Raw genomic sequence first — 16,841 nt, 5'->3', positions numbered from 1 at the left:
GCCATGAACAACTCCGTAGGAAACACCGCTCGTCTGCTGTGGGCCGGTCTGCGCGCGCTGCTGGTTCTGACGATCGTCTGCGGCGTCCTGTACCCGCTGGCCGTCACCGGCATCGCCCAGGTCGCCTTCGGCGACAAGGCCAACGGCTCCGAGATCAAGGACAAGAGCGGCCAGGTCGTCGGATCCTCCCTCATCGGCCAGACCTACAACCTCCCGAAGCAGAACCCCAACGACCCGGAAGAGGCCGCCAAGCCGGACCTGAAGTGGTTCCAGCCGCGCCCCTCCAACGGCCTCGGCTCCAACAGCGTCAACACCCAGTACTCGCTGATCCTCTCCGGCGCCACCAACAAGGCCGCCGACAACCCGGACCTGGTCAAGCTGGTCGAGGACGCCAAGGCAGCCGTCATCGCGGACAACTCCACGGCGACGTACAAGGTCAAGCCCTCCGAGGTGCCGGCCGACGCCGTCACCTCCTCCGGCTCCGGCCTTGACCCGGACATCTCCCCCGCCTACGCCGAGCTGCAGATCCACCGGGTCGCCGAGCAGAACAAGCTCGACGCCAAGCAGGTCGAGAAGCTCGTCGCCGACCACACCACCGGCCGGACCCTCGGCTTCATGGGCGAGCCCCGCGTCAACGTGCTCGAACTGAACACCGCCCTCAAGGCACTGACCAAGAGCTGATGTTCCACATCGCACGGACCGGGGGCCGGCGGGGCGCGGAACTCCCCCAGCTAACGCTGGGAGGGTCCCCCAGCGTCCCGCCGGCCCCTTACCGTGCCCGCAACGAAGGAAAGGCTGCACACCGATGACCCGGGTGCTGGTGGTGGAGGACGACCCTCAGCTCGTCCGCGCACTGAAGATCAATCTCCAGGCGCGCAAGTTCGACGTCGAGGAAGCTTCCGACGGCGGCTCGGCCCTGCGGCTCGCGGCCGCCCGCAAGCCGGACGTCATAGTGCTGGACCTCGGCCTCCCGGACATGGACGGCATCGACGTCATCAAGAGCGTTCGCGGCTGGAGCCGGGTCCCCATCCTGGTCCTCTCCGCGCGCCACACCTCGGAGGACAAGATCCGGGCACTGGATGCCGGCGCGGACGACTACGTGACGAAACCGTTCAGCATGGACGAGCTCCTGGCCCGCCTGCGGGCGGCCGCCCGCAGGCAGGAGCCGACCACCGCATCCCAGGCCGACAAGGTCGCCGTCGTGACGACCGACGAGTTCACCGTCGACCTGATCGCGAAGAAGGTCCACCGGGGCGAACGCACGGTACGGCTGACCCCGACCGAGTGGCACCTGCTGGAAATCCTCATCACCCACCCGGGCCGGCTGATCACCCAGAGCAGGCTCCTGCTGGAAGTCTGGGGCCCGAGCTATGGGGAGAACACCAACTACCTGCGCGTATACATGGCTCAGCTACGGCGCAAGCTGGAAGCGGACCCCTCGCACCCCCGGTACCTGATCACCGAACCGGGCATGGGCTACCGCTTCGAACCCTGATCACCCACCCGATCGTCACCAGAGAAGAAGAGTCTGAACATGGGACGCGGCAAGCTCCGCATCTACCTCGGCGCGGCACCGGGCGTCGGCAAGACGTACGCGATGCTCTCCGAGGCCCACCGCCGCGTCGAGCGGGGCACCGACTGCGTCGTGGGCTTCGTCGAGCACCACAGCCGCCCGCGGACAGAGGTCATGCTGCACGGCCTCGAACTCATCGAGCGGCGCGAGATCGAGTACCGCGGCTCCACGTTCACCGAGATGGACGTCGACGCCATCCTCGCCCGCCGCCCCGCCGTGGCTCTCGTGGACGAGCTCGCGCACACGAACGTGCCGGGCTCGCGCAACGCCAAGCGGTGGCAGGACGTGGAGGAGCTGCTCCAGGCCGGCATCGACGTCGTCTCGACCGTCAACATCCAGCATCTCGAATCACTGGGTGACGTGGTCGAGACGATCACCGGCGTCCGCCAACGGGAGACGGTCCCGGACGAGGTCGCGCGCCGCGCCGACCAGATCGAGCTCGTCGACATGTCCCCGCAGGCGCTGCGCCGACGCATGGCGCACGGCAACGTCTACAAGCCCGACAAGGTCGACGCCGCCCTCTCCAACTACTTCCGCCCCGGGAACCTGACCGCGCTGCGCGAGCTGGCGCTGCTGTGGGTGGCCGACCGGGTCGACGAGTATCTCCAGGAGTACCGGGGCGAGCACAACATCCGTTCCACCTGGCAGGCACGCGAGCGGATCGTCGTCGGTCTGACCGGCGGCCCTGAGGGTCGTACGCTCATCCGGCGCGCCGCCCGGCTCGCCGAGAAGGGTGCGGGCGGCGAGGTCCTCGCCGTCTACATCGCCGCCAGCGACGGGCTCACCTCCGCCTCCCCCAAGGAGCTGGCCGTCCAGCGGACCCTGGTCGAGGATCTCGGCGGCACCTTCCACCACGTCATAGGCGACAGCATCCCCGACGCGCTGCTGGAGTTCGCGCGCGGGTGCAACGCCACGCAGATCGTCCTCGGCGTCAGCCGCCGCCGCTCCTGGCAGTACGCGTTCAGCCCAGGCGTCAGCGCCACAGTCGCCCGCGAATCGGGCCCGGACCTCGACGTCCACATCGTCACCCACGACGAGGCTGCCAAGGGCCGCCGCGGTCTGCCCGTCGCCCGCGGCGCACGGCTCGGCCGCTCGCGCATCATCTGGGGCTGGCTCGCCGGCATCGCCGGCCCCGCCCTGCTCACTGTGCTGTTGAGCCAGCTCGTCCCCGAGCTCGGTCTCGCGAACGACATGCTGCTCTTCCTCACGTTCACGGTGGCGGCGGCCCTGCTCGGCGGGCTGCTCCCCGCGCTCGCCTCGGCGGCGTTCGGTTCCCTGCTGCTGAACTACTACTTCACGCCGCCGCTGCACGAGTTCACGATCTCCGACCCGAAGAACATCGTCGCCATCGCGATCTTCGTCGGTGTAGCGGTGTCGGTGGCCTCGGTAGTGGACCTGGCCGCCCGGCGCACCCACCAGGCAGCCCGGCTGCGCGCCGAGTCCGAGATCCTCTCCTTCCTCGCCGGCAGCGTCCTGCGCGGCGAGAACTCCCTCGGGGCGCTCCTCGAACGGCTTCGCGAGACCTTCGCCATGCAGTCGGTCGTCCTCCTGGAGCGCAGCAGCGAGGTGGACCCCTGGACGACGGCGGCGTCCGTCGGCACCAGTCCGGTCAGCCGCCCCGAGGACGCGGATGTCGACCTCCCCATAGGCGACAACATGGCCCTCGCCCTCACGGGCCGGGTCCTGCCCGCCGAGGACCGTCGCGTCCTGGGCGCCTTCGCCGCCCAGGCCGCAGTCGTACTCGACCGCCAGCGCCTCGTCGACGAGGCCGAGAAGTCCCGCGAACTCGCCGAGGCCAACCGCATCCGCACCGCGCTCCTCGCCGCCGTCAGCCACGACCTGCGCACCCCGCTCGCCGGCATCAAGGCCTCCGTCAGCTCCCTGCGTTCCGACGACGTCGAATGGTCCGAGGACGATAAGGCCGAACTCCTCGAAGGCATCGAGGACGGAGCCGACCGCCTCGCCGCCCTGATCGGCAACCTCCTCGACATGTCCCGCCTCAACACCGGCACCGTCGTCCCGCTGATCCGCGAAACGGACCTCGACGAGGTCGTCCCCATGGCCCTGGGCGGCGTACCCGAGGACAGCGTCGCGCTCGACATCCCCGAGACCCTGCCGATGGTCGCCGTCGACCGCGGCCTCTTGGAGCGGGCCGTCGCCAACATCGTCGAGAACGCCGTCAAGTACAGCCCCGACGGCCAACCCGTCCACGTCTCCGCCAGCGCCCTCGCCAGCCGCGTCGAGCTGCGCGTCGTCGACCGCGGTCCCGGCGTCCCGGACGAGGCCAAGAACCGGATCTTCGAACCCTTCCAGCGCCACGGCGACGCCCCGCGCGGCGCCGGCGTCGGCCTCGGCCTCGCCGTGGCCCGCGGCTTCACCGAGGCCATCGGAGGCACCCTCACCGCCGAGGACACCCCGGGCGGCGGCCTCACCATGGTCATCACCCTCCCCACAGCAGGGGACGTGCCTCCGGTATCGCCGGAGCTCCCGACGTCTGCGGTCACCTGACAACGAGGCGGCCGGCAGGGCGACTCCGCGAGTACGGGCTGCCGACGGAAACACGCGAGCCGTCCGGCCCCGGTATCCCCACACCGGAGAGCCGGACGGCTCATGTGTTGTGCGACGGGTGACCGACACGCGGTCGCATCGGTCCGTACCCCCACGGTGGGACCATGCGCCCCTCGGGCGGTGTTCAGGTCACCGCCCCCCAGCCGCGTGCCGCCGGTCCGTCGTCCGGCTCCGTCGCAACACCAGTCTGCTCCAGGTGGATGGCCCTGGCAGTACTCCTTGACGGGTTCCTTCCGCACGGAAGACGATCTTTGATGCGGCTCTGACGAAAGGTCATCAGAAGGCCGTCAAGAAGCCTTCGTGCGCTTGCCTCCGGGTCCCCGATGCGCTGGGATTGCGCCATGAACAGCGGTCCGCGCTACGACGATCGGCCACCGAATCCGGTGCAGCCGACGCCTCCCGCTGTCCGCCCGGCCCTCTGACGTCGGCCGCGCGTCCTCCCCGTACCTGCCATCAGCCCCTTGAAGGGCGCTGACCGAGGCCGCGTACGCATCCTCACCTTCACCGCATGGACCGAGCCCACGCACCAGCCTCTCGCTGGGGCGCCGGGCACTTTGGCCATGCCTGCTTCCAGGAATCCCACATGCCTTCATCCCTGTCCGGACGTACCGTCCTCGTCACCGGAGCCACCTCCGGCATCGGCTACGAGACCGCCCGCCAGCTCGCCGAGCGAGGCGCCACCGTCCTCCTCCACGGCCGTACGCCCGAGGAGGCCCAGGCCGCCGCCGACCGGCTCGTTGCCACCGCCGGGGTGGACGGCGCCCGTCTCCGGCCGCGCGCCGCCGACTTCGTGCGCCTGGAGGAGGTCGAGAACCTCGCCCACGCCGTCGTACGGGAGCACCCGCGCCTGGACGTACTGGTCAACAACGCGGCCATCGCCGCACCCGAGCGCCACACGCTCACCGCCGACGGGAACGAGATCTCCTTCCAGGTCAACTTCCTGGCCCACTACCTCCTCACCAACCTCCTGGAGCCCGCCCTCACCAGCGACCCCGGTGGACGCGTCGTCAACGTCTCCTCCGCGCTCCACCGCACGGGTGCCATCCAGTGGAACGACCCGCAGCGCGTGCGGCGTTACTCGCGCCTCGCCGCGTACGCCCAGTCGCAGCTCGCGCTGACCGTCTTCGCCGCCGACCCGCGCGTCACCGCCGTCTCGGTCAACCCCGGCGTGTGCGAGACCGGTCTTCTGCCGCTGTACGGGCACGAGGGTGCGCCGGCCGCCGAGGGCGCCCAGCACGTCGTACGGCTCTGCGACCCGGCCACCGAGATCGTCAACGGCGCCTACTACGACCGCTCCGAGCGCGTCGCCCCGGCCCCCGCCGCCACCGAGGACCGCACCGTCAAGCGCCTCAACAAGCTCGCCGACCTCCTCGTCGGCCACACCGCCTGAAGGGATCCACGGACATGTCCAAGCGCGCACGCAAGAAGAGGGCCCGCCGCAAGAAGGGCCCCAACCACGGCAGCAAACCCAACTGCTAGTCATCAGCCCACCCCGTGGGGCGGCCCTCCGACAGGTCCGCCCCACTTCCATGTCCCAGCAAGGAAGTCTCGTGATCAACCTGCCGCCCCACCGACTCCCGGCCCTCGTCCGCTGGTTCCCGACGGGTGCCCCGGGCTCGGCCGCCCTGACCGAGCACGTACTGACCACCGAGGCCGGCCGCTGGTGGGTGGACCGCGTCATCCAGCCGCGCGTGATCGCTGCCGAGTGCGGGGACCACGTACTCCTGCGCGGGGACCCACGGGCCCTCACGCCGAGGGATCTCGCGGTCTTCGCGGACCACTACGTCGAGGCTCCGGGCCGCTTCCTTCCTCTGATCGGTGCGGCCTTCCAGCGCGTGGTCCCGTGGCAGCGCGTGGTGTAGGTCAAGCGGTCCGCCGTGCCGGCCGCCCGACCGCCGGGGGGTGTCACCGTGCGCAGGCTCAACGCGCGGGATGCCAGGGCGCTCACCACGCTCCCGCCCGCGATGAGCTGGATCCACCGCACCTGGGGCGGCCCCGAGGCCCTCGCCCGCTCCGGCCACGCCTGGGCCGCATTCCAAGGCGACCGCATCGTGGCCGTGGCCTGCACCTACTTCCTCGGCACCACCTACGAGGACGTCGCCTGCGTCACCGTGCCCGACCCGCGCCTGCAGTACCTGGCGCTCGACTGCGTCGACGCCCTGTGCGCGGACATGGCGGCCCGCGGCCACACGCCCAGCTGGACCTGCTCGACGAGCAACCGCCCCGGCCGCCTGCTCGCCTGGACCGCCGGCTTCCGCCCGGAGCGGGAGTACGCCCACTACGCCGTCGGCGCACCCGCGGCGACCGGAAGAGCGGCCGCAGGATGAAGCGACGCCGGTGGCCGCGGTCGGAGCGCCGCTACTGCGGCCGGTCGGATCCGCCTCCCCCACTCTCCTTCAGCAGCCGATCGAGCTCGTTCCCCGCCTCGTCATACCCGGCGTCGGAGATCCGTTGCAGCTCCCGCAGGTCGCCGGCCGCGGCCGCGCGTCGAGTGAGCAGGGACCCGGCATGCATGCATCCCTCATCCAACAGCTCGCTGAGCTCCCCGAGGTCGCCGGCCGCGTCGGCCATGTCGGCCAGCCGCTCCAGAGCGGTCTCGTTGCCCTCATCAGCCAGCTCGCGCAGGGTCTCCCGATCGAAGTTCATGTTCATGTTCGCCATGACGCCATGACGAGATCCGGACGCTTGCCGAAGCCGGTGTCCCACTGGCCCGTATCCGGGGCCTGAGATCGGCGACCGACACGGAGTTCCAGCAGGCCTTGGGCGAGATCGACGACGTGCTCACCGCCCGCATCCGTGGCCGAGACCACGGCCGACCCGGCGCTGCGGCCGCTCTACCTCGACTACGACCACGCGTACGACCTCGACGCCGACGATCCCCGCATCGACGGCCTCGCCCGCCGGATCGCCGACGCGACACGGGAACGCTACGGACGCGACGTACTTCCCGCGGTGGATACAGGCTCGGAGATCCCCTCCCTCATCCAAGGCACCGTCAACGCCTCGTCTCCGGCATGGCAGCGACTCGACACGCTCATTCGCGCACACCTGGGAGTATGACGCGACGTGCGGGCAGCCCGGTCATGGTGGCGCGCCGTAGTGAGCCGGCGCGCCACGAGCTACAGGGCACACGTTGCCGGGTCCCTCTCACCGGAACTCGGCCAGCCGTCGCCGCAGCCCCAGCACGGTCAACCCTGCCGTGAGCAGCAGCGCCGCGCCGGCCATCGGGGCCTGTGTGCTCAGCGCCCCACGACCCTCTCGGACGGCGAGATCGAAGTGGCGCTGGTTGATGGCGGTGACCTGGTCCAGAGCCTTCATCCACTCCCCGAAGTGGGCGTTCGAGGTGTCCGACGCCCAGCCGATGCAGAAGACCGTCGCCTCCTGCTGCTTTCCTTCGGCCACCAGCCGCCGGAAGGTCCGGTCGTCGCGCTGGTAGACGGCATACGCCTCGACGGTCTTCTCGGCGGCTTCCCGCTCCCCCGCGAAGGTGATGTTGTCCAGTTCGCGCCGGTACTCACCGGTGAACGTCTTGTCCTCGTGGTTGTTCCGGTAGGTGGCCCACGTGTCGGCGAGCTTCCTGTCGTACGTGTCGAGCCCGGCGCCCTGAATTCCGTACAGCTGATGCGACTTGTCGAGGAATGAGAGCTCGTACGCGGCGCGGCGGTCCGGGTCCAGGAGATAGCGGCTCTCGTCGGCGTTGGCGTCGTAGCCGATCGCCTTGGACCGCGACAGCGCGATGACGGAGTCGAAGGAGTCCCGGCGGGCGACCTTCATCCGGTCGTGGGTGATCGTGAGCAGCTGGGCGGCGGAAACGACCGCGACCGCGGCGCAGAGGGTGGCGGCGATCAGTCCCGGGTTGAAGACCCGGTGGAAGCGGCGGGTGAGGTGGATCTGGAGGACTACGAGCGCCGCGATCAGGAGCACGCCGAGTACGGCTTCCGCTGTCCGCTGCACTTCGAGGTCGCCTCGCGCCGCGGCGTACTGGCGCTCGTACACGCCGTTGTTGGCGTCGACGAGCTTGCGAGCATCCGGGAGCAGCCGGCCGGCGAGGAGGTCGGTCGCGGTCCGGTAGTCCTCCCGGGCGGCGTCCTTCCCGCCGGGGCGACTGTCGTTCTCCAGTACCCGCCCGATCAGTTCCTGGTAGTGCGCGAAGTCGTCGGTGAGCGTCACGACGGTCGCCTCGGTCGCCGTATCTCCCTCCGAGGCGGCGGCGAGCGTCCGCAGCGAGCGGCTGATGGTGTCCTGTGCCTCCCGGTAGAAGCCGGTCGCCTTGGCGTACGACTCTTCCAAACGGCCCTTGCCCGTACCTGAATCGCCGCTGGAGAGAAGAATATTGGCGGTCTGGGCGTCCATGTCGTTGAGGGCGAGGCTGAGCTGTGTCGCCGAAATCGTGCGGGGCGCGTCGCGCTGCACCGTCTCATTCCACGTGGTGGTCATACCCGTGGCCGCGACGGCGAGCAGGATCAGCAGCCCGGCTGCGAGCAGCACACACGCCGCGCGGGCGAGGCGCAGCCGGCCGGGCGAGGTGTCCCAGAAGTGGCTGACGAGCATGCGGGCCACCCGGGCGACGGCATGGCGAGAACGCCGAGGCTGCCGTCCTGGCGGTTCCTCTCCATGGCTCGACGACCCGTGGAGCAGCCAGCTCGGTACGTCGGGTATCGGGGTTTCGGCGACGGCCTCCGGCCCGCCCGCGCCCTGACTCTGTTCCGTACCGGCGGTGATCGTCACTCGCGCTCCAGCCCCCACCCGGGCCGTTCGTACGGCCCCGCGTGCACGCCAGCATCTGGTTCAACAGTGCGACTCACCAGGTGCGTTGATGACATCCATACGCAGGAGGCTCGGAATTGACGGCACCTTGACGGCGCCCCGCCAGCCTCGACTCAGTCACGCCTCGAAGCGGTAGCCCATACCGGGAGCCGTGATCAGGTGGCGCGGGTGCGACGGGTCCGCCTCCAGCTTCCGACGCAGGTGAGCCATGTACACCCGGAGGTAGTTGGTCTGCGTTCCGCACGAGGAGCCCCACACCTCCTGGAGCAGACGCCGCTGGCTGACGAGCCGGCCCCGATTGCGGATCAGGACTTCCAGCAGATGCCATTCCGTCGGCGTGAGCCTGATGTTCTTCCCCCTGCGCCGGGCCTTCTTGGCGAACAGGTCGACCGTGAACTCCTCGGTCTCGACGAGCGCTTCGTCCGATGCGGCCGAGCCTTGTGTCGGGGTGCGGCGAGCCACGGCTTTCAGCCTGGCGAGCAGTTCGTCCATGCTGAAGGGCTTGGTGATGTAGTCGTCGGCACCCGCGTCCAGGGCTTGGATCTTCTCCTCGGAGCCGTGGCGGGCGGAGACCACCAGGACTGGTACCTGCGACCACACGCGCAGTCGCTTGATCACATCGATCCCGTCCATGTCGGGCAGCCCGAGGTCGAGCAGGACCACGTCCGGGCGCCGGGCGGCCACGGCCTCCAGAGCCGTACCCCCGTCCTGCGCGCAGTCGACTTCGTACTTCCGCGCCTTCAGATTGATGACCAGCAGCCGTGCAAGCTGCGGTTCGTCATCCACCACCAGCACCCGGGGCATTGGCGCGCCGCCTTCCTGTCGCATGTGGAGATCTGGATCGGACCGTTGGCTTTCCCCGGAGGTGACGGCCCGACCGTGATGCGTCCGGCTCCAGTCCGACCCCCCGAGGTCCGGGCTGGGCATGGTCTCGGCGGAGATCACTCGCGCCCTCCAACCTCGCATCACGGACGGCCGTCCGATTCCCCCTACCGCTCAGTCTGCGATCACCGATGGAAGCCGGTGGACCACGTTGACGCCCCTCTTACGGCCGGCCTGTGCTTCTTGACGCACCGCTGATATCGGGTAAATCTCGGTGACCGGCCGGCTGTCGCCGCCTGCACCGCCCCGCCGCTACGTGGGCAAGGCCGCGCGCCTCCTCACCTTCGTCGGCATCACCGGCGCCCTCATCTGCCACCGGCGCCCCGCGCGGCAGACGTGACGCAGCGCCTCCGTCACTACGGCACGTTCCAGGCGGAGATGACCGGCTGCCGCTCCTCGGTGGCGAGGAAGCTGAGAGTGCCGGGATGCGGATGACCGAGCAGTCGGCTGGCGGACGCGTCAAGGCCGAGCCAGCGCACGGTCAGCACCCGCGCCAAATGACCATGAGCGACGACGGCGACATCGCCGTCGTCCACTATCAGCTCACCCGTGGATCCGCACGCTATCTGCTCATGCGTCACAACAGGAGACCTGCCTTGCCTCTTCCCAGGCACGGCCTGCGGCGTGAACACGCTCTGCTCTGATTCCCGGCATCACCCGTCCGGGGCACGCGGCATCAGAGCCGTGTCAAGGACTGGACGACTGTCTTGAGCCGCACCTCGCAAGGCAGTTGGATGGGTGATGTGAACAGCGGTCTGCGCCACGACGACCGGCCACCACATACGGTGCGCCCGGCCTCGCGCGCTGCTCACCCGCCGGTGCGCTGACGCACCGTTCCCGAACCGCGGCCGCCCGCCCCCGCCCGTATAGCGGGCGGCCGCTTCCACCCGGTGCCTGCCCCGCCGGGCCGGCACCGGGCCTCACCTTGCGTCCTACGACCGTGACGAGCGCGTGGCCCCGGCCGCCTGCGCCACCGAGGAGCGCCCGATCCGGCGCCTGAACAAGCTCGCCGAACTGCTCGTCGGCCACGACGCCTGAAGGCGAACCCACCCCGCGACGGGACGACCGCCGTCAGGCAGCGCCCCGCTCCCCTACATCACAGCCCGCACACCACAAGGGAGAGTTGATGATCGAAATCGCGCCGCAGCAACTGCCCACCCTGAGCCGGTGGTTTCCCAACGGCTCCCCCGGTCTCGGGGCACTCGCCGAGCACGTACTGACCACGGGCGCCGGCTACTGGTGGGCCGATCGTCCTGACCGGCCCCGCGTCCTCGCCGTCACCTGCGCGGACCACGTGCTGCTGCGCGGCGACCCCAGCGCGCTCACCCCGGACGCCCTGGCCCGGTTCGCGGACCGGTACGTCGAGACGCCCTCACGCTTCTGGCCCGCCCTCGGCTCCGCTTTCGAGCGCGTCATCCCCTGGGAACGGATGCTGTACGTCCACCAGGCTCAGGCATCGGTATGCCTCCCCCGTACGCCGCGTGGCATGACGGTGCGGCGGCTGACACCCGAGGACGTTCCGGCACTGGCCGAGCTGCACTCCGAGAACGCCTGGATCCACGCCAGTTGGGGTGGACCCTCTCGGCTGGCCGCCTCGGGCCACGCCTGGGCCGCTTTCGCCAAGGGCCGGATCCTCTCCGTCGCCTGCACCTACTTTCTCGGCAGCGCCTACGAGGACATCGCGGTCGTCACCGTGCCCGACCACCGCCGCGAACGTCTCGCACTGGCCTGCGTCGCCGGCTTGGCAGCCGATATCCAGGCACGCGGACGCACCGCGAGCTGGTGCTGCTCTCGCGACAACCGACCCAGCCGGCTGCTGGCCTGGACGGCCGGATTCCGGCTCACCCGCGAATACGTCCACCACGCCACGGGCCGCGCCCTGGCACGCGAGGTCCGGGCAGCGCCGGTGCCGGCATCGGGCGGGGCCGCAGCCTTGGCCTGATGGCCGACTCGCCACGTCGAGTACGTCGCGCTGTCAGCAGTCACCCGGCGCGGCGGGCTGCGGCAGGACCGTACCTGCCAGCGCCTCGCGCAGCGCGGCTTCGCTCGGCGCGCCGGAAACCGTGCCGTCCTCGTCCCTGTAGAGGCGGCAGGACATACTCGGTGCCGCTCCCCCGGGTGCGAAGGGGTCGACGCCGTCGAACAGGATCGTCGGCGAGCCGGCCATTCCGTACTCGGCGGCCTGGGCCTGGTCGTGCACCTCGACGAGTACCACTTCGGCGGTGCAGCCCGCGAGCGCAGCGGTGATCCGCTCGACGGCCGGCGTCGCGTTCGGGCAGTCCGCAACGGCCAGTACCGTGTGCACCTACCTCTCCGCCGTCCTCCTGGTCGGCCTGGTCCTCAACGCCACCCTCGGCTGGTCCTGGGCCGACCCCATCGCCGCCCTGGTCATCGCCGCCATCGCGCTCAAGGAGGGCCGCGACGCCTGGCAGGGCAAGGGCTGCTGCGCGACCCCCGCCGCCGTGGTCGTGCCGTCCGTCGACACGGCGACGGACGCGTGCGGATGCCGGCCCGGTTGCGACTGCTGCGGCTGACTCGGCACCGGCGCACGCAGGGACCTGACCCCCGTCACCTGGCGGGCACCGACTCCGCACACCGCCGCGGCTCAGCTCGCCAGGTCCAGCCGTGCCTCCTCCAGGTCCAGGGAGCGCTGGAGGTTCCGACGGGTGGTGTCGCTGATGTGGTGTTCGTCGTACAGCCGCCGGAGTTCGGCCGCCTCCACCCGGATGAGGTCACGACGAAGCAGCCGGTACACGTAGTCCGCGGACTCGGCCAGGTCGGCTTCCTCCAGGCGGTCGTGGGCATGTTCGAGGCGGGCCTGCAGACTGCGCCGAAGGCGGTCCGCCACGACGTCCGGCACCGCGTCGAGGTCGGACATCTCGTCCAGTCGCCGGATCCCGGCGGACGCGAGGGCGCACCGGGCTGAGGCCTCCTCGCGTTCGGTGTGGTCCGGTTCGAGGGCGATGCCGGAGCGGCGGACCACGTCGGCCAAGGTGAAGCCCTGAGCGACAAGGGTGACCACCACCACTGATGTCGTCAGTACGAGTACGAGTGGCCGCTGGTCCAGAGGGCTTCCGTCGTCCGCCAGGACCGGGATGGACAGCGCCGCGGCCAGCGGGACGACGCCACGTGTTCCCGCCCAGGTCAGCACGGCCGGGACGCGCCAAGACGGGCGTACGCCGGCGTTGCGCTGGACGACGGCCGAGAGCGGCAGGACCCACAGCAGACGTACGGTGACCAGGGTCGCGGCGACCGCCAGGGCGTACAGCGGCCAGAGTCCGTCGGCGGCGGTCAGCGCGGCGACCTGTCCCGGCAGGGTGAGCCCGATCAGGCTGAAGACGACGCTCTCCAGCAGGAAGACCACGGTGCCGTTGACGGCGTGCAACTGGATCCGTATGCCGGCGTTGGTCAACCGGTCGGCCCGGCCTCCGAGCACGACGCCCGCCACGACGACTGCGGTCACACCCGACGCGTGCACCGCCTCCGCCAGCACGTAGGCGGCGTACGGGGTCACCAGAGCGATGACTGTTTCCAGTACCGGGTCCTCGGTCCTGCGGCGGATCAGCGCCACCACCCCGGCGACGGCTCCCCCGATGAGGGTGCCGCCCCCGCCGAGCAGTGCGAACTCGGTGCCCGCCGCCTGCCAGGACACTCCGGCGGAGGCCGCCGCGACGACGACGGCGACTCGGAAGAGCACGAGCGAGGTGGCGTCGTTGAAGAGGCTCTCGGCCTGTACGAGGACCTGGACGCGGGGCGGCAGGGCCAGGCGCCGGCCGAGTGCGGTGACCGCCACCGGGTCCGTGCTCGCGAGGATGGCCCCGAGCACCAACGCCATCTGCCACGTCAGCGGAGTGATCAGCGACGCGATCACCCCGACCGCGGCCGCCGAGGCCAGCACCAGGCCGACGGCGAGGACACTGACCGGCTTCCACACCAGGCGCAGCTCGCGCCAGGACAGTTCCTCCGCGCTGGCGTAGAGCAGCGGCGGCAGCACGACGAGCCCGATGGCTTCGGGACTGACCCTGATCTCGGGGGTGCCCGGTATCAGCGCGACGACGAGGCCTGCGACAACGAGCAGTGAGGGAGCGGGGATTCGCCAGCGGCGGGCACCCGTGGCCACGACCGTGGCCAACACCACGAGGAACAAGACCGTACCGACGCTGCGCATTCCGCCCCCACCCGATTCGACGCGGACCATGCGGTCACGCGACGCCGACCAGGCTTCCCGGCACACCGCCTTCACCCTATCGATGTAACGGCCGTCAATACACCGTCAAAGTCCCACCCCAGTGCCGTTAGGAGTGCATCAGGGACGTTTCGTTCGCGACCTCGCTGGTGTTCGCTGGTGAGGTTGAGGGCGTCCGGAGGAGTCGGGTACGGGTGAGTACGGAGAATGTCGTCGGCATCATCATTGCGGTCTGCCTGGTCGGGTATCTGATCCTGGCGTTCTTCTTTCCCGAGAAGTTCTGAGGATGACGACCACGGACGAGGCCGGCCCGGCAGCAGGGGCGGCACAGCCGGTCGTCCGGCCCGGAAGGCTCAAGGTCTTCCTGGGCGCGGCCCCCGGGGTCGGCAAGACGTACCGCATGCTCGACGAGGCGCACCGCCGGGTGGCGCGCGGGGCGGATGTGGTGGCCGGTTTCGTGGAGTGCCACCGTCGCCGGCACACCGAGGCGAAGCTCGACGGCCTGGAGATACTTGCCTTGGCCGGCCACGACTACCGTGGCGGCCGGTACGCGGAGCTGGACCGGGAAGCGCTGGTGTCCAGGCGTCCGCAGGTGGTACTGATCGACGAGCTCGCCCACACCAACGTCCCGGGCGGCGGTCGGCACCCGAAGCGCTGGCAGGACGTCGAGGACATCCTCGCCGCCGGGATCGACGTCGTCACCACGCTCAACATCCAGCATCTGGAGTCGCTGAGCGACGTCGTCGAGAAGATCACCGGGGTGCCGCAGCGCGAGACGGTGCCCGACGAGTTCGTACGCCGCGCCGACGAGATCGAGTTGGTCGACATACCCCCCGAGGGGCTTCGGCGCCGGATGGCCCACGGCAACATCTATCCCCCGGAACGGATCGACGCCTCCCTCGCCAACTACTTCCGCCCCGGCAACCTCATTGCGCTGCGAGAGTTGGCCCTGCTGTGGCTGGCCGGGCGGGTGGACGAGGCCCTCCACAAGTACCGCATCGAGCACGGCATCGGGGACGTCTGGGAGACCCGGGAACGGGTGGTGGTGGCACTCACGGGCGGCCCCGAGGGCGAGACCCTGATCCGCCGCGCCGCCCGCATCGCCGGCCGCTCCGCGGGTGGCGAACTGCTCGCCGTGCACGTCGCACGCAGCGACGGACTCGCCGCCGGGGTCTCGCACGCGGCGCTCGCCGCGCAACGGGCCCTCGTCGAGGACCTGGGCGGCAGCTACCACTCCGTCGTCGGCGACGAAGTACCCACCGCACTGGTGGACTTCGCCATGGCGGAGAACGCCACCCAGCTCGTCCTCGGTACGAGCCGCCGCCGCAGGCTGGAACGTTTCCTCACCGGCAGGGGAATCGGCGAGACGGTCGTCGGGCTCTCCGAGGACATCGACGTCCACATGGTCACGCACGAGCGGGCCGGCCACGGCCGGCTGCTGCCGTCCCGCCGCCGCACGCTCCCCACCTCGCGGCTCATCGCCGGACCCGTGGCCGGCGTCGTCCTCCCGGTACTGCTCACCCTCGCCCTGGACCGGATGCGCGGCACGCTGAACCTCACCAGCGAGGCGCTGCTGTTCCTGGTGGCCGTCGTGGGCGTGGCCTGCATCGGCGGGGTCGCCTCCGCCGTGATCGCGGCACTGACCGCCGCGCTGCTCCTCAACTACTGGTTCATGCCGCCCATAGGCGAGTTCACCATGAGCGACCCGGACAGCGTGCTGGCGCTGGTGGTCTTCGCCGTCGTCGCCGCCACCGTGGCCGCCGCCGCGGACAGGTCCCTGCGGCTCTCCCGCCGCGCCGCCCGGGCCACGGCCGAGGCCGAGACGATGTCCTCCCTCGCGGGCAGCATCGTCCGCGGCGACCAGACCATACCGGCGCTGCTGGAACGCACCCGGGAGACCTTCGGCATGGACACCGTCGAGCTGGCTCCGCAAGCCCCTGACGCCGGTTCCGGTACCGAGAGCGGACACCGCGTCCGTGGCGGTCCGGGCCCCGACCTGGTGGTCGCGGCCGGACCCGGAGACTTCCTCGTCCTGCGCGGCCGTACGCTGCCGTCCTCCGAGCGCCGCGTGCTGGCCGCCTTCGCCGCCCACGTCGGCGCCGCGGTCGAGCGGGCCCGCCTGGCCGAGGCCGCCGCCGAGGTCGAACCCATCAAGGCCGCCGACCGCCTGCGCACCGCCCTGCTGCGGGCCGTCGGCCACGACCTGCGGACCCCTCTGGCCGGGGCACTGGCCGCGATCGGCTCGCTGCGCGCCCCGGACGTGGACTTCTCCCAGGAGGACCGGGCGGAGCTGCTCGAATCCGCCGAGATGTCGCTGAACCGGCTGAACCGGCTGGTGGAGAACCTGCTCGACCTCAGCCGCCTGCAGGCCGGCGCCCTCACCCTCGAACTGCGGGCCACCACCCTGGAGGAGGTCCTGCCCGCCGCTCTGGAGTCACTGGACCTGCCGTCGGCGGAAGCGCCTGCCGTCGACGTGCAGAACCTGGAGACCGTACCGGCGCTTCAGGCCGACCCCCCTCTGCTCGAACGGGTGCTGGCGAACCTGGTCGGCAACGCGGTCCGCCACGCCCCCGCACACCGTCCGGTGCTGGTGACGGCGAGCGTCCTGGCCGGCCGGGTCGAGGTCAGGATCGCCGACCGGGGCCCCGGAATCGCCGCCGACGACCGCGAGCGCGCCTTCGAGCCCTTCCAGCGCCTCGGCGACCGCGACAACACCGCCGGACTCGGCCTCGGCCTCGCCCTGGCCCGGGGACTCACGGAGGCGATGAACGGCACCCTCACACCCGAGGACACTCCTGGCGGTGGTCTGACCATGGTCCTGTCCCTGCCCGTTGCCGCCGACGCGGCCGCAGGGCGGCTCTGACC

General features: G+C 70.6%; 17 protein-coding genes and 1 pseudogene. 12 read left to right on the top strand and 6 right to left on the bottom strand.

All coding sequences use genetic code 11. The features are described from left to right. The first annotated feature begins 3 nt into the window (after positions 1 to 3). From OHA65_RS33300 to OHA65_RS33275, 6 genes are all read left to right on the top strand, one after another. Entirely contained in the window at positions 4 to 681 is a 678-nt protein-coding gene (locus OHA65_RS33300) for a potassium-transporting ATPase subunit C (protein ID WP_405763085.1), read from the top strand. 124 nt (positions 682 to 805) lie between these two features. Next, positions 806 to 1,495 carry a response regulator gene (locus OHA65_RS33295; RefSeq protein ID WP_327279843.1) on the top strand — a complete coding sequence of 230 codons (690 nt, stop codon included), beginning with the start codon at positions 806 to 808 and terminating at the stop codon, positions 1,493 to 1,495. A 39-nt stretch (positions 1,496 to 1,534) separates the two neighbouring features. Beyond that, positions 1,535 to 4,081, top strand: a complete 2,547-nt coding sequence (locus tag OHA65_RS33290; protein ID WP_327279842.1) for a sensor histidine kinase KdpD — start codon at positions 1,535 to 1,537, stop codon at positions 4,079 to 4,081. Between the two features lie 643 nt (positions 4,082 to 4,724). Continuing rightward, positions 4,725 to 5,531, top strand: coding sequence for an SDR family NAD(P)-dependent oxidoreductase (locus tag OHA65_RS33285; RefSeq protein WP_327279841.1), 807 nt, complete (start codon positions 4,725 to 4,727; stop codon positions 5,529 to 5,531). Between the two features lie 160 nt (positions 5,532 to 5,691). After that, a complete protein-coding gene (locus tag OHA65_RS33280) occupies positions 5,692 to 6,003 on the top strand; it encodes a hypothetical protein (RefSeq protein ID WP_328764493.1) in 312 nt (103 codons plus the stop codon). Positions 6,004 to 6,051: 48 nt separating this feature from the next. Next, a complete protein-coding gene (locus OHA65_RS33275) occupies positions 6,052 to 6,468 on the top strand; it encodes a GNAT family N-acetyltransferase (RefSeq protein ID WP_328764492.1) in 417 nt (138 codons plus the stop codon). A 31-nt stretch (positions 6,469 to 6,499) separates the two neighbouring features. Here the strand turns inward: OHA65_RS33275 and OHA65_RS33270 are convergent, their stop codons facing one another. Beyond that, on the bottom strand, positions 6,500 to 6,802 hold the full coding sequence (locus OHA65_RS33270) for a hypothetical protein (protein ID WP_328764491.1): 303 nt from the start codon (positions 6,800 to 6,802) through the stop codon (positions 6,500 to 6,502). A gap of 135 nt (positions 6,803 to 6,937) precedes the next feature. On the opposite strand from OHA65_RS33270, the gene OHA65_RS33265 reads away from it, so the two are divergent. Further along, on the top strand, positions 6,938 to 7,201 hold the full coding sequence (locus tag OHA65_RS33265) for a hypothetical protein (RefSeq protein WP_328764490.1): 264 nt from the start codon (positions 6,938 to 6,940) through the stop codon (positions 7,199 to 7,201). Between the two features lie 87 nt (positions 7,202 to 7,288). Here OHA65_RS33265 and OHA65_RS33260 read toward each other — a convergent pair whose 3' ends face one another. Together OHA65_RS33260 and OHA65_RS33255 are read right to left on the bottom strand one after the other, a co-directional pair. Then, positions 7,289 to 8,692 carry a hypothetical protein gene (locus OHA65_RS33260; RefSeq protein WP_405763082.1) on the bottom strand — a complete coding sequence of 468 codons (1,404 nt, stop codon included), beginning with the start codon at positions 8,690 to 8,692 and terminating at the stop codon, positions 7,289 to 7,291. Between the two features lie 333 nt (positions 8,693 to 9,025). Beyond that, positions 9,026 to 9,712, bottom strand: coding sequence for a response regulator transcription factor (locus tag OHA65_RS33255; RefSeq protein ID WP_327279836.1), 687 nt, complete (start codon positions 9,710 to 9,712; stop codon positions 9,026 to 9,028). Positions 9,713 to 10,004: 292 nt separating this feature from the next. Here OHA65_RS33255 and OHA65_RS33250 point away from each other — a divergent pair, with 292 nt between their 5' ends. Beyond that, positions 10,005 to 10,130: a hypothetical protein gene (locus tag OHA65_RS33250; RefSeq protein WP_327279835.1), complete on the top strand. Its 126-nt coding sequence runs from the start codon at positions 10,005 to 10,007 to the stop codon at positions 10,128 to 10,130. A 16-nt stretch (positions 10,131 to 10,146) separates the two neighbouring features. Here the strand turns inward: OHA65_RS33250 and OHA65_RS33245 are convergent, their stop codons facing one another. Continuing rightward, positions 10,147 to 10,371 carry a histidine phosphatase family protein gene (locus tag OHA65_RS33245; RefSeq protein ID WP_327279834.1) on the bottom strand — a complete coding sequence of 75 codons (225 nt, stop codon included), beginning with the start codon at positions 10,369 to 10,371 and terminating at the stop codon, positions 10,147 to 10,149. 545 nt (positions 10,372 to 10,916) lie between these two features. Here OHA65_RS33245 and OHA65_RS33240 point away from each other — a divergent pair. Further along, on the top strand, positions 10,917 to 11,732 hold the full coding sequence (locus OHA65_RS33240; RefSeq protein ID WP_329315348.1) for a GNAT family N-acetyltransferase: 816 nt from the start codon (positions 10,917 to 10,919) through the stop codon (positions 11,730 to 11,732). A 33-nt stretch (positions 11,733 to 11,765) separates the two neighbouring features. Here OHA65_RS33240 and OHA65_RS33235 read toward each other — a convergent pair whose 3' ends face one another. Beyond that, a complete protein-coding gene (locus OHA65_RS33235) occupies positions 11,766 to 12,095 on the bottom strand; it encodes a hypothetical protein (RefSeq protein WP_327279832.1) in 330 nt (109 codons plus the stop codon). Between OHA65_RS33235 and OHA65_RS33230 the strand changes: the two are divergent. Continuing rightward, a pseudogene (locus OHA65_RS33230) lies at positions 12,088 to 12,324 on the top strand (cation transporter); the annotation flags it as partial. The gene OHA65_RS33235 and the pseudogene OHA65_RS33230 overlap by 8 nt on opposite strands. Before the next feature lie 71 nt (positions 12,325 to 12,395). On the opposite strand, the gene OHA65_RS33225 reads toward OHA65_RS33230, so the two are convergent. After that, positions 12,396 to 13,988, bottom strand: coding sequence for a Na+/H+ antiporter (locus OHA65_RS33225; protein WP_405763079.1), 1,593 nt, complete (start codon positions 13,986 to 13,988; stop codon positions 12,396 to 12,398). A 182-nt stretch (positions 13,989 to 14,170) separates the two neighbouring features. Between OHA65_RS33225 and kdpF the strand changes: the two genes are divergently transcribed. Together kdpF and OHA65_RS33215 are read left to right on the top strand one after the other, a co-directional pair. Then, positions 14,171 to 14,260: a K(+)-transporting ATPase subunit F gene (gene kdpF / locus OHA65_RS33220; protein ID WP_099888229.1), complete on the top strand. Its 90-nt coding sequence runs from the start codon at positions 14,171 to 14,173 to the stop codon at positions 14,258 to 14,260. 2 nt (positions 14,261 to 14,262) lie between these two features. Further along, entirely contained in the window at positions 14,263 to 16,839 is a 2,577-nt protein-coding gene (locus OHA65_RS33215; RefSeq protein WP_405763077.1) for an ATP-binding protein, read from the top strand. The last annotated feature ends 2 nt before the right edge of the window (positions 16,840 to 16,841 follow it).

The sequence above is a fragment of the Streptomyces sp. NBC_00045 genome, from assembly GCF_045041095.1.
GTDB lineage: Bacteria > Actinomycetota > Actinomycetes > Streptomycetales > Streptomycetaceae > Streptomyces.
Note: the sequence above shows the minus strand (reverse complement) of the source record. Positions and strands in the feature narration are given on the sequence as shown.